The following is an 11,819-nucleotide window of genomic DNA, read 5'->3' on the forward strand; positions in this document are numbered from 1 at the left end:
CGTGCGCATCGGTGTTTCTTGGTTGGGCCATATCAGACGTCGGTCCACCAGTTTCTGACCACGGTATCATCCGTGAGGGGTACCGTCAGGTCGGCACGCAACCAGTCAATGCGCATGATGTGGTGGATATGTTTGCGCACAAGCCAAGGTTCGCCAAGGCCTAGAGCAAGCAGTAAGCGAATCGGCTGAGGGCCGGCTTCCAGACAGTCGTGAATTGCTCCAATCAAGCTCTCGCTTCTCTCTGCACCCAGTTGGCGAGCGCGGTTCAGCAGATTTGCATTCGCCAGAAGCGGCGTTCGGATTCGCTGCTCGGTGATGACATGGAAAACCATCCCGTGAGCTAGGGCCCACGTCTTGGCCGCAGAGAACTTGGGACGCAGGTCCGTCCATTTTCGACGGAGGTCGGCCGCGTACTTCACCTCGAACAGCACCCTTTGATGCGTCCCGCAGGGCATGGTCCGGGAAGGGTGAAAGCGGGCGAGCACGTCGGGGGTGTATCGGTGGCGCTTCCCCTCGTGCTCGTACTCTATGGTGACGGGTTGCGTCTCGATGGAGACGGTTGCCGGGTGGAAGTCGAGCAGAATGAGCAAGTCCCGTTCGAGAGTGCTCTCGAAATGCAGCGGCCCGATTCCGCAGGCGCTTTGCACCGTACCGGTAACGCTTGATGAGGTCGGGCGGATGTTGCGCGTGCTCATGGGGCGGCCCCTCCGTTGACCGAGGGTACCTTCCCCAGCAGCGATTCACAGGGGAGATTTCGAAGCACCAACTTATGACAAGCTGCAATCCGAGGCGTGCTCTCGTGACAGCATTGCCCGTCGTGCGTATCTGAATTTGAAGAGTGAGTGAGCGGTGGGTTCATGGCGTTTTCAAATCCTCAGCAGCTGGTCGCCGCGATGAACCCCTGCCGCTGCGGCCATCTGGACGACCCGTCGCTGGCCTGCGCCCGCGCGCCGAAATGCGCCGCCGACTACCAGTCGAAAATTTCAGGCCCGCTGTTCGACCGCATCGACCTGCACATCGACGTGCCGGCGGTCAGCCCCGCCGACCTCAGCCTGCCGCCGCCCGCCGAGGGCAGCGCCGACGTGGCGGAGCGCGTGGCCGCCGCCCGCGCGATCCAGGCGGAGCGCTACGCCGCGCTCGGCCCCTATCCGGAAGGCCGCGCCGTGCGCACCAACGCCGAGGCGGACGGGGAACTGCTGGAGAAGGTCGCCGGGCCGGACCAGCCGGGGCGTGCCCTGCTGACCGAGGCGGCGGAGCGGATGAAGCTGTCGGCGCGCGGCTATCACCGCGTGATGCGCGTCGCCCGCACGCTCGCCGACCTGGAGGGCAGTTCCGGCGTGCGCCGCCACCACATCGCCGAGGCGCTGAGCTACCGCCGCATCGCGCCGGGGCGTTGAGCAATCGCTCCCGTGGCCTCGCAGCAACCTCGTAGGTTGGGTTAAGCCGCAGGCGCAACCCAACGCGCGCCGCCATTCGGACATGTTGGGTTGCGCTGCGCTTAACCCAACCTACGGCCCCTCTATGGTCCCTCGAACGCGGGCGGCTTGGCGGCGTTGGGGCAGATGTTGGGGGGCAGCGTTTCCTGCTCCACGAACAGGGCGGCGGCGGCCACGGCGCAGTCGTCCGACCCGGTCACCAGATGGCCGGCGCTGCGGAACACCAGAAGGCGGCTCTTCGGCAGGGTGACGGCGGCACGCTCGGCCCAGTCCGGCGGGGTCAGCGGGTCGTAGGCGCCAGACAGCAGCAGCACCGGCGCGGGGCTCGCCACCGGCAGGCGCTCCACCGGGTCCTGGGCGCCGGCGGGCCATTGTGTGCAGACGCGCCGGCCGGGATCGTCCGCGGCCAGGGTGCCGAAGGGCGCGAAGCGGCGCGCGCTGTCGGCCAGCTTCGCCGGGTCGGCGGGGTTGACCGTCTCGCGGCATTCGATGGAGAAGGCCACGCCCTCCGCCGTGTCGGCGTCGCCCAGCCACAGGCCCGGCACCCAGTCGGCCAGCCGTTCGTACCGGCCGCGCGCGGCGCGGTCGATCAGGGCGGGCAGGCGCGGCACCGGATCGCCCTCGGCCATCGCCTCCAGCAGGGCGGACATGGCGGCGGCGTTGTCCAGGCGGATCGCCTGGGGGATGTCCGGGTTGCCGACCGGCGCGTCGACCGGCGCCTTTTCCAGCCGCTCCACCAGTTCCAGGAACCGCCCCTCCAGATCCGGGAAGGCGGCGCGGCAGGAGCGGTTGGCCGCACAGTCGTCGAACAGCCGCCGGAAGGCCCGGTGGGCGAGCCAGGGCGCCTCCTCCACCGCGTTCACGTCGGGCGGGTAGACGGAATCGAGCACGGCGGTGCGGACCCGCGCGCCGTGGCGCCGCAACGCCTCCAGCGCCACCCGCGTGCCATAGGACACGGCGAACAGGTTGACCCGCGGCGCGCCCAGCGCGGTCGCCACGTCCATGGCGTCGTCGGCGGCGGCGGGGCTGGAGAACAGGGCGCCGTCCAGCCCCCCGGCCTTGAACCGCTCCACGCAGGCGATGACGGCGGCGCGCTCCAGCGCGGCGCGGCGCTCCCGCGACACCGGGCGCGGGCGGGGGGAGGCGCCAAGCACGTCCAGCTCCGGACAGTCGGTGTCCGGCTCCGCCCGGCCGACGCCGCGCGGATCGAACAGCACCACATTGCGCGTGCGGCGGAAGGGGGCGGACAGCTCCCACCACACCTCCATCCGCTCCTCGACGGCCTCGCCGCCGCCGAAGGGGGAGGCGCCGGGGCCGCCCTCCAGGAACAGGACCGGGTCGGGGGCTGGCTGCCTGGCGGTGGACAGCAGCACCACGACCGGCAGGCGGAAGGCCCGCGTGGCCGGGCGGTCGCGGCGGTCGGGCACGGCGACCGTGCCGCAGAGCGCCGCCTCCCCCTCCGGCACCGAGAACCAGCAGGGACCGGGGACGAAGCGCGGCTCCGCCAGCGCCGGAGCGGGCGCTGCGGCGAGTTGGGCGAGCAGCGCGGCCAAAAGCCACCAGGATCGCGGGCGGGGAGCGGAAACGGACACGCGGGATGTGGACACGCGGGATGTCTGGCCGGACGTCGGGAACGATGCCCCTGTTTGGCCCAGCGAACCGGGCTTGTCCAGGCGCTATCGACCGCAGACCGGGCGGTTTCGGCCGGTCAGCCCCCGTGGAAGCCCTTCAGACACTCGGCCGGCACGCCGGGAGGGAAATGGGCGGTGCGCGCCGCCTGGATCACGTCGTCGATGAAGGCGCGGTAGGGATCGGCCCGGTCGGACGGCCGCTTCGGCGGGTCGACCGGGCCGCCATAGGCGGTGTCGTTCTGGACGAAGGCGCCGTATTCGGCGCTGTTCAGCAAGGGGCAGAGAAAGACGCTGTTGGCGGTGTCCTGCGCCTCGCCCACATGCCGGTTCGCCCGCTGGAGGGAGAAGGTGCCGTCGGGTCCCGGTTCGGACAGGATCATCAGGCCGTGCTGGACGGTCGTCTTGTCCTGGGAGTTCAGCCGCGCCTCCTTCTCGAAGTCGGCTCGGGAATACAGGGCTTCGACGCTTTTGGGATCGTTCACGTTGGCGGTCTGCACGGGTGTCCTCCCCTGTCGGCGGCTTTTGGCCGGTTCGTCCCGGTGCAACAGGGGGTCGGGAAGCGAGGTTCCGGGCCGCCGCCCTGTTGCCGCCGGCACACACCGCCGGGGATTCCATGCAACGCTTCTTGACGCAATCCATCCGCTAGCGGATGTTTTGCGTCTCTGCAAACAGGAGGATCCCATGCAGACGCTTTGGAACGCCTTGCGGCGGAGATGGCTGGATTCCGGCGGGGACGCCGGGGTGGAGCACCTGTGCGACCACCTGCGGCGCGACGTCGGACTGACCGGCTCCGAACACGGCCATCTTGCGGCCGAACACATCCGCGAGCGGAACTTTTCGGACGCGCGGTCATTTTTGACGTTGCAAGCCTACCGCTGACGGGCGATACCGGATCCCGTCGGATCTCAACAGCCGGCACATCCTTTCAACCCACGGAGACCACGATGAAAGCCATCGTACCGACCACCTGGCATCGCCGACATGGCGATCCGACCATGCGAGCTTACGGCCGCAACCTTACCGCCGCCCGATTTGGGTGCCTGGGACTGGAACGGGAATTCCGGATATCGAGAGGAAGCCATGTGTGTCTTTTGGAGCCTTTGCGGCCGTTCCGTCTTCGTTGAGCACGCCCTCTGGGCCTCTCCGGATCGTGTTTTCGATGTCCGGCGGGAAAACGGGGAATTCGTGATATGGCTTGGACGCCTGCACATCATCTACACACCGGCCCGATGGGGACCTCCGGCGGGGGGGCTCGCTGATGCCGGCCCGCGCTCGTCATGACGAGGTAGCCACCGTCGTCCATGTGCTTGAGGCGTTTCGCAAGCTCGATCCCGACCTGCCGATCCAGTACGCGCTGTCGTTCATGACGATCGCGCAGAATGAAGGGATTTCGATTGGCGAGCTTGCGGAACGTCTGGGCATCGCCCAATCCTCCGCCTCGCGCAACGTCGCGGCGCTCAGCCGCTGGCACAGCTTCGGCAAGGCCGGTCTGGACCTCGTCCAGGCGCAGGAAGACCCGCGGGAGCGCCGCCGCAAGATCGTCACGCTGACCGACCGGGGCCGCGCGTTCCTCGACGAACTGCGCGCTATCGTCAGCGTGCCGGATCGCAAACAGGCCAAATCGGCGTGATGGTGTCCGCTCCGTGCCGGACAACAGGATTTACACGGATTCCACGGATTTAAGCACGGATCACACGGATTTTTCTTTGGCTTGCGGCGCGACGGCTTCGTGGGAAGCCGGCGCTGCGCACGGATCTTTTTTAATCCGTGAAATCCGTGGTCTAATCCGTGAAATCCGTGAAGCCCCTGCTGCTTCCAAGGATCACGCGCTCTCCGCCATCCCGTGGCGCAGCAGGCCGACCAGGGTGCGCACGGCCAGTTCCTGGCGGTCGAGCGGCAGGCCCCGGCGGCCCGGCTGGTCGGCGACCTGCTCCGGCAGGGGCGGCAGGTGGATGAAGCCCATCGGCAGGTCGAGGCCCTGCGTCTCGATCAGGTGCCGCGCCCGGTAGAACAGGTGGTTGCAGACGAAGCCGCCGGCGAAGTCGCTGAAGGTCACCGGCAGGCCGGCGATTGCCAATTCCCGCATCAGCATCGGGATCGGCAGGGCGGAGCCGTAGGCGGTGGGGCCGTCCGGCACGATGGGCGCGTCCTCGCGCACCACGCCGGCGTTGTCGGGCTGCCCGCTCTCGTCCCGGTTCCAGGCGAGGCGTTCGATCTGGATGTAGTCGGTGCGGACGGCAAGGCCGAAGCAGAGCGCGGCGACCGGCTGGTGCTGCTCCAACAGCGCGGCGAAAGCCTCCGCGCAGGCGTCGTATTCGACGGGAAGGACGGCCGTGACGATCCCCGGCTCCCCGGCCAGTCGCTCCATCAGCAGCGCCGTCGGGTTGACGGCGTTGTCGCCGAAGGGCTGGAAGCCGGTGAGGAGGATGGGTTGCGTCACGGTATCGACCCGCTCAGGACCGCGACCGCGGTCCCGGTCGCATGTGCGACCGGAGCCCGGCCGGCGAATGAGGCCATATGGACCTGAAGCGAACGCCAGTTCGCTTCAGGGACGGAGAAGGCCGATGATGTCCTTCACGTCGTTCAGGTTCTTCTCGGCGATGGCCTGGGCGCGCTCGCCGCCCTTGCGGAGCAGGCGGTCGATCTCGGCCTTGTCGTCCAGCAGTTCCTTCATGCGCGTGGTCATGGGCGCGAGCTTGGCGACCGCCACGTCGACCAGCGCCGACTTGAAGCCGGAGAACTGGGCGCCGGCGAACTGCTGCACCGTCTGCTCGCGCGTCTGGCTGGACAGGGCGGCGTAGATGGTGACGAGGTTGTCGGCCTCCGGACGCTTCTCCAGCTCGGTCACATTGTCCGGCAGCGGTTCCGGATCGGTCTTGGCCTTGCGGATCTTCGTCGCGATGGTGTCGGCGTCGTCGGTCATGTTGATGCGCGAATATTCGGACTCGTCCGACTTGCTCATCTTCTTGGTGCCGTCGCGCAGCGACATGACGCGCGTCGCCTCGCCCAGGATCTGCGGCTCGGGCAGCGGGAAGAACTCGGTCTCGTAGCGGCGGTTGAAGGCGCCGGCGATGTCGCGGGCCAGTTCCAGATGCTGCTTCTGGTCCTCGCCCACCGGAACGTGGGTCGCCTTGTACAGCAGGATGTCGGCGGCCATCAGCACCGGGTAGGAGTACAGGCCGAGGTTTGCCATGTCCTTCTGCTTGCCGGCTTTTTCCTTGAACTGCGTCATGCGGTTCAGCCAGCCCAGCGGCGTGTGGCAGGACAGGATCCAGCCCAGCTCCGAATGGGCGGAGACGAAGGACTGGTTGAAGAGGATGTTCTTCTCCGGGTCGATGCCGGCGGCGATGTAGGCGGCCGTGACCTCGCGGATGTTGTTGCGCAGGACTTCCGGGTCCTGGTCGATGGTCAGCGCGTGCAGGTCCACGACGCAGAAGATGCATTCGTAGGCGTTCTGCAGCTCAACCCAGTTGCGCAGCGCCCCCAGATAGTTGCCGAGGTGAAGCTGCCGGGTCGGCTGCATGCCGGAGAAGATGCGGTTCACGGTGTTCTCTCGCTCGAAACTTCTGGAAGGCCGGTGTTATCGCCCCGGAACCGGACCGGGTCAAGCCATCCGGCGGAGACATGCGGCGCCGCCCGTTGTCACAGATCGCCCCTCCCGCTGCTGTGCCGATGCTCTATAGTCCGTACGCAAAATTTTCGCCGAAGGTGATCGCATGAGCCCGGACTCGCCGGACAGCGCCGCGCTGGCCCGCCAGTCGCTTGCGGCAAGGAACAGCCGGGACGTCGGGCTGCGGCTGCTGAAGGATCTGGAACGGCTGTGGGAGGAGCGGCGCGGGGGGCGGATCGTCCCGGCACGGCAAGACTTCGCGTTCGAGGATTTCCGGCCCTGGCTCGGCCACATCCGAATCATCCGCGTGGAGCGGGAGCCTCTGCGCTTCAAGGTCACGCTGGACGGGTCGGAGATCGTCAACACGGCCGGCGTCGACCTGACCGGGAAGTATCTGGACGTGGTCTACGGGTCCGATGCGCTGAAGTTCCTGCTGGACGGCTATTACCCGTGCATCGCCGACAGGAAGCCGGTCTACGAGGTGCTGACCCCGAACGGCGCGCTCGTGAATTTCGGGGAGATCATCCGCGTCCTGCTGCCCTGCGGCGACGAGACGGGCGTCACCCACATCCTCTACTGCGAATACGCCTACAACGTGCTGCACTGGAGCCGGACGGTGTTCGCCAACCCCGGCGCGCTGAAGCTCTGACCGGGGCGGCCCTTTACGGAAGCTCCCCGGCCGGCTCCTTGCGCAGGAACGCCTTCACGTCGGCGAGGTCGGCGCCCCCCAGAAGCTGGGCCAGGACGGCGAACAGCGCCATGCCGCCGCTGACCAGAAGCCCCAGCGCGCCGAAGCGCACCAGCGTGGCCGGCGCCTCCAGCCAGGGGGCCAGCGCGGCCCCGCCCAGCATCAGCCCAGCCCCCATGCCGACCGCCGCCGCCGCGATGCGCGGGGCACGCCGCAGGAAGCGCTCGTCCAACTGCAGGAACCCGCGCCCGCGCAGCGCGCGCACCAGCAGGGCAAGGTTCAGCCACGCCGTCAGCCCGGTCGCCAGCGCGATGCCCACATGCTGGAGGACGGGCATCAGCGCGAGCCCCAGGGCCGCGTTGGCGACGGTCACCACGACGGCGACGCGCACCGGGGTGGTGGTGTCCTGTCGGGCAAAGAAGGCGGCGTTCAGCGCCTTCACGATGACGTGGGCCGGGATGCCGACGGCGTAGGCGGCCAGCGCCCAGGCCGTGGCCTGCGCCTCCGCCGGGCCGAAGGCGCCGCGCTCGAACAGGACGCCGACGATGGGCGCCCCGGCCACGCCCAGCGCCACCGCCGCCGGCAGGCCCATCAGCAGGCTGAACTCCAGCGCGCGGCTGAGATAGTGGCGGACCATGCGCTCGTCGCCGGCCGCGGCGTAGCGGGCCAGAACGGGCAACAGGGCCGTGCCGATGGCGATGCCGATGATGCCCAGCGGCATCTGGTTCAGCCGGTCGGCGTAATAGAGGAAGGACACCGCCCCCGACGGCAGCAGCGAGGCCAGCACCACGTTCAGGAACAGGTTGATCTGCACGACCCCGGCGCCCACCGCCCCCGGCCCGACCAGCCGGAACAGCCGCCGCATACCTTCCGTCAGGCGCGGCCGGACCAGCCGCAGCGTCACCCCCGCCGCGCGGCAGGCCCAGGCCATCCAGACCACCTGCACCACGCCCGACAGCGTCACCGCCGCCGCCATGGCGCGGCCCGGCTCCAGACCCAGGCGCGGAGCGGCCAGCAGGGCCGCGATCAGCGTCAGGTTGAAGGCGACGGGCGCCGCCGCGAATGGCCCGAAGCGGTCCAGCGCGTTCAGCACGCCGCCCAGCAGCGCCACCAGCGACACCAGCATCAGGTAAGGAAAGGTCAGCCGCGCCATGTCCACGGCCAGCGCGAACTTCTCCGGCTCGTCCACGAAGCCGGGAGCCAGCCCGTGCATCAGTCCTGGCATGGCCGCCACGGCCAGCACGGTGAAGGGCAGCAGCACCGCCAGCAGCACCGCCAGCGCCTGCTCCGCGAAGGCCACGGCGGCGGCGCGGCCGTTGCGCTGCAACTCCGCCGCGAACAGCGGCACGAAGGCGACGCCGAACGCGCCCTCCGCGAACAGGCGGCGGAAAAAGTTCGGCAGCTTCAGCGCGACGAAGAAAGCGTCCGCCGCCGGCCCGGCGCCGAGCACGGCCGCGGTCAATATGTCGCGGGCGAAACCGGCGAGCCGGCTCAGCAGGGTCAGGCCGCCGACGGTGGCGATGGAACGGGCGAAACTCATGGAAAGGCGGGTATAGCGGTCGCCGTCCGGGCTGGGAAGCCCCGCATAAGCATCGGGTGACACCACCAATGGGATAGGCCCGGCCTGAGCTTGCCCATTGCGGAGAGCAGTGTTGCTCATGCATTGTCACCTAAAAGCAGAATTCGAGGACCGCGTTGGGAAGGGGGACCAGCTTTTCAAAGGGTGTGGACGCCCGCCTGATCCTTCCCGCGGTGGCCGTCGGGGTCGCCATCGCGGCGCTGTGGTGGGCCATGCTCGACCGCATCGACCGCGAGGAGCGGTTCCTGATGGACACCACCCGCCAGCACACCGCCACCATGGCGCAGCTGGTGGAAGAGCAGGCCATCGCCACCTTCCGGCGGCTGGACGACCTGCTGATCGACGTCTCGTCCCATGTGGAACGGGATATTCCCCTCCTCATCCCCGCCCGGCGCTCGTTCGACGAGGGGCTGGCCGCCTCCATCCGCATCTATGACGAGCACGGCCAGATGACCATGGCCCTGGGGCGGACCACCACCCGCGACCTGATGATGGAGCGGGACGAGTTTCTGTTGCACCGGGACGGGGCGCACACCAAGGCGATCCGGAAGGGCTTCGTCATCGGCATGCCCTTCGTCAGCCCCGGCACGCGGGAGGTGTTCATCCCCGTGTCGCGGCGGCTGGACGGCACCGATGGCCGGTTCCGCGGCGTCGCCGTCGCCGACGTTCCGGCGCAGACCCTGGCGCGCTTCTACGGCGGGCTGGATTTGCCGCCCGGCAGCTCCGTCGCCCTGATCCGCGCCGACGGCCCGACCCTGGCGCGGCAGCCGATGCAGGAGGAGGTGGCCGGCCGCACATTCGCGAATTCCTGGATCTGGCCGAAGCTGGCGCAGGCCCCCATCGGGCACGAGCAGTCCGTCAGCCCCATCGACGGGGTGGAGCGGATCCTGGCCTACCGCCTGTCGCGCGACTATCCGTTGGTCACCGTCGTGGGCGAGTCGGTGGACACCGTGTTCGGCCCCTGGCGCCACAACCGGTTCATTTCGCAGGCCTGGGCGGCCACCATGACGGCCGTGGTGCTGCTGTTCACCACCGCCTTCCTGGTCGAGTTGCAGCGGCGCCGGCGCAACGACCGGGCGCTGCGCATCCGCAACCGCGCCATGGCCTGGAGCGGCGACGGCATCCTGATCGCCGACGCCACCCAGCCCGGCATGCCGGCGGTCTACGCCAACCCCGCCTTCGAACGGCTGATGGGGCTGGCCGATGACGACGTGCTCCGCCGTCCGGTGCTGAGCATCCTGGAAGGCCCCGTGCCCGACCCGGAGATCTTCCAGCCCCTGCGCAAGGGCATCGCCGCCGACGGCGACACCCGCGTGGAGTTCCTGCGCCCCGGCGCGGACGCCGCGGAACCGGCGATCTGGCTGGAACTGCGCGCCTCGCCCGTTCGCGACGACGCGGGGCGGCTGGTCAGCGTGATCGCCACCGTCCGCGACATCTCCGAACACAAGAACGCCCAGGCGGCCCTGGCCGAGGCACGGCGCGAGGCGGAGCGGGCCAACATCGCCAAGTCCAAGTTCCTGGCCGCCGCCAGCCACGACCTGCGCCAGCCCGTGCAGTCGCTTCTGCTGCTGATGGAGGTGCTATCCGTCCGCGCCGCCGACGACCAGACGCGCAAGGTGCTGGGCACCATGGACCGGGCGTTGAACGCGCTGAAGATGCTGCTGGACGGGCTGCTCGACGTCTCCCGCCTGGAAGCCGGCGCGGTGGAGCCGGCGCGCAAGGTTTTCCCGGTGTCGGAACTGCTGGACCGCATCGCCGCCAACAGCCGGCCCGTGGCCGCGCGCAAGGGCCTTGTCCTGCACATCGTCCCCTGCTCGGCCCATGTGAACAGCGACCCGATGCTGCTGGGCCGCATCCTCCAGAACCTCGTCGAGAACGCGCTGCGCTACACCCCGAAGGGGCGCATCCTGGTCGGCTGCCGCCGGCGCGGCGATGTGCTGCGGATCGAGGTGTGGGACACCGGCATCGGCATCCCCGCCGACCGCCAGGAGGAGATCTTCCAGGAGTTCGTGCAGGTCGGCAACCCCAGCCGCGACCGCGACCAGGGGCTGGGGCTCGGGCTGGCGGTGGTGCGCCGTCTGGCGCAGATGCTGAACCACCGGGTGACGCTGCGCTCCGAACCGGAGGGCGGGTCGGTCTTCCGCGTGGAGGTCCCGCTGGCCCGGCCGGCCGCCGCCGAACCGCCGCCCGCACCACTGGCCAAGCCGGCTCCCCCGACCGCCGACCGCCCCGCGACCACCGTGCTGGTCGTGGAGGACGACCCCATCGTCCGCGAAGGCATGCGCATGATGATGGCCCAATGGGGCCACGCCGCCCTCGCCGCCGAAAGCTGCGCCGAGGCGCTGCGGCTGGTCGCCGCCAACCCGGCCCCCGACGTCATCGTCGCCGACTACCGGCTGGCCGACAATCGGACCGGCACCGAAATCATCCGCGAAGTCCGCCGCGCGGTGGGGCGCATGGTCCCCGGCATCCTGGTCACCGGCGACACGGCGCCGGAACGCCTCGCCGAGGCCGAGGCCGGCAACTTCCGCGTTCTGCACAAGCCCGTCATCGCCGAGGACCTGCAACGCGCCGTCGCCGACGCCCTGGACACGGCCCAGCCCGAACCGGCGGACGGTCGGTGATTGCCAAGGAAGCCGAGAAGTTCCCTTTTGGCAATCGCCGACTCCAGCCCGTGCCGCCCCTTGGCAATCGCCGACTCCTTGGCAATCACCGACGCGGGCGAGGGAAGGGCAATCGCATTTCAATTCCCTCTCCCCTCTGGGGAGAGGGTTAGGGCGTGTCGTCAGTTAGGGGATTCCCAGCGGGCGGAATGCGTGATTCATAGAGCGTCGGCTGACGGGAGGGCCGACCGATGCGACGCTATGCTTTGCGC

General features: G+C 69.2%; 11 protein-coding genes. 5 read left to right on the forward strand and 6 right to left on the reverse strand.

From position 1 onward, the window contains the following. Positions 1-32: 32 nt before the first annotated feature. Positions 33-695 (reverse strand): TnsA endonuclease N-terminal domain-containing protein, encoded by a 663-nt coding sequence (locus ACSVC7_RS21145; RefSeq protein WP_448206455.1) that lies wholly within the window; start codon positions 693-695, stop codon positions 33-35. A gap of 147 nt (positions 696-842) precedes the next feature. On the opposite strand from ACSVC7_RS21145, the gene ACSVC7_RS21150 reads away from it, so the two are divergent. Continuing rightward, a complete protein-coding gene (locus tag ACSVC7_RS21150; RefSeq protein WP_448206456.1) occupies positions 843-1,397 on the forward strand; it encodes a magnesium chelatase subunit ChlI family protein in 555 nt (184 codons plus the stop codon). 122 nt (positions 1,398-1,519) lie between these two features. On the opposite strand, the gene ACSVC7_RS21155 is transcribed toward ACSVC7_RS21150, so the two are convergent. Both ACSVC7_RS21155 and ACSVC7_RS21160 read right to left on the reverse strand, forming a co-directional pair. Beyond that, positions 1,520-3,043 carry an alpha/beta hydrolase gene (locus ACSVC7_RS21155; RefSeq protein WP_448206457.1) on the reverse strand — a complete coding sequence of 508 codons (1,524 nt, stop codon included), beginning with the start codon at positions 3,041-3,043 and terminating at the stop codon, positions 1,520-1,522. A 101-nt stretch (positions 3,044-3,144) separates the two neighbouring features. Continuing rightward, positions 3,145-3,564 (reverse strand): hypothetical protein, encoded by a 420-nt coding sequence (locus tag ACSVC7_RS21160; RefSeq protein WP_448206458.1) that lies wholly within the window; start codon positions 3,562-3,564, stop codon positions 3,145-3,147. A gap of 184 nt (positions 3,565-3,748) precedes the next feature. Between ACSVC7_RS21160 and ACSVC7_RS21165 the strand changes: the two genes are divergently transcribed. Beyond that, entirely contained in the window at positions 3,749-3,946 is a 198-nt protein-coding gene (locus ACSVC7_RS21165; protein ID WP_448206459.1) for a hypothetical protein, read from the forward strand. A gap of 379 nt (positions 3,947-4,325) precedes the next feature. Continuing rightward, the gene (locus ACSVC7_RS21170; protein WP_448206460.1) at positions 4,326-4,697 is read left to right on the forward strand and encodes a MarR family winged helix-turn-helix transcriptional regulator; all 372 of its coding nucleotides are present in this window, start codon (positions 4,326-4,328) and stop codon (positions 4,695-4,697) included. Between the two features lie 192 nt (positions 4,698-4,889). Here the strand turns inward: ACSVC7_RS21170 and ACSVC7_RS21175 are convergent, their stop codons facing one another. Together ACSVC7_RS21175 and trpS are read right to left on the reverse strand one after the other, a co-directional pair. Then, positions 4,890-5,507 (reverse strand): pyroglutamyl-peptidase I, encoded by a 618-nt coding sequence (locus ACSVC7_RS21175; RefSeq protein WP_448206461.1) that lies wholly within the window; start codon positions 5,505-5,507, stop codon positions 4,890-4,892. A 105-nt stretch (positions 5,508-5,612) separates the two neighbouring features. Beyond that, positions 5,613-6,611, reverse strand: coding sequence for a tryptophan--tRNA ligase (gene trpS / locus ACSVC7_RS21180; protein WP_448206462.1), 999 nt, complete (start codon positions 6,609-6,611; stop codon positions 5,613-5,615). 172 nt (positions 6,612-6,783) lie between these two features. Between trpS and ACSVC7_RS21185 the strand changes: the two genes are divergently transcribed. Next, the gene (locus ACSVC7_RS21185; RefSeq protein WP_448206463.1) at positions 6,784-7,326 is read left to right on the forward strand and encodes a PAS domain-containing protein; all 543 of its coding nucleotides are present in this window, start codon (positions 6,784-6,786) and stop codon (positions 7,324-7,326) included. Between the two features lie 13 nt (positions 7,327-7,339). On the opposite strand, the gene murJ is transcribed toward ACSVC7_RS21185, so the two are convergent. Next, the gene (gene murJ / locus ACSVC7_RS21190; protein WP_448206464.1) at positions 7,340-8,905 is read right to left on the reverse strand and encodes a murein biosynthesis integral membrane protein MurJ; all 1,566 of its coding nucleotides are present in this window, start codon (positions 8,903-8,905) and stop codon (positions 7,340-7,342) included. Positions 8,906-9,090: 185 nt separating this feature from the next. Here murJ and ACSVC7_RS21195 point away from each other — a divergent pair, with 185 nt between their 5' ends. Beyond that, a complete protein-coding gene (locus ACSVC7_RS21195; protein WP_448206465.1) occupies positions 9,091-11,568 on the forward strand; it encodes an ATP-binding protein in 2,478 nt (825 codons plus the stop codon). Positions 11,569-11,819: the final 251 nt, after the last annotated feature.

The sequence above is a fragment of the Azospirillum mesophilum genome (assembly GCF_053470405.2).

Bases quoted from the DNA above. Each gene is read 5' to 3' on its own strand.
- ACSVC7_RS21145 (WP_448206455.1), bottom strand. From the start codon at position 695: ATGAGCACGCGCAACATCCGCCCGACCTCATCAAGCGTTACCGGTACG.
- ACSVC7_RS21165 (WP_448206459.1), top strand. From the start codon at position 3,749: ATGCAGACGCTTTGGAACGCCTTGCGGCGGAGATGGCTGGATTCCGGC.
- ACSVC7_RS21170 (WP_448206460.1), top strand. From the start codon at position 4,326: ATGCCGGCCCGCGCTCGTCATGACGAGGTAGCCACCGTCGTCCATGTG.
- ACSVC7_RS21185 (WP_448206463.1), top strand. From the start codon at position 6,784: ATGAGCCCGGACTCGCCGGACAGCGCCGCGCTGGCCCGCCAGTCGCTT.
- murJ (WP_448206464.1), bottom strand. From the start codon at position 8,905: ATGAGTTTCGCCCGTTCCATCGCCACCGTCGGCGGCCTGACCCTGCTG.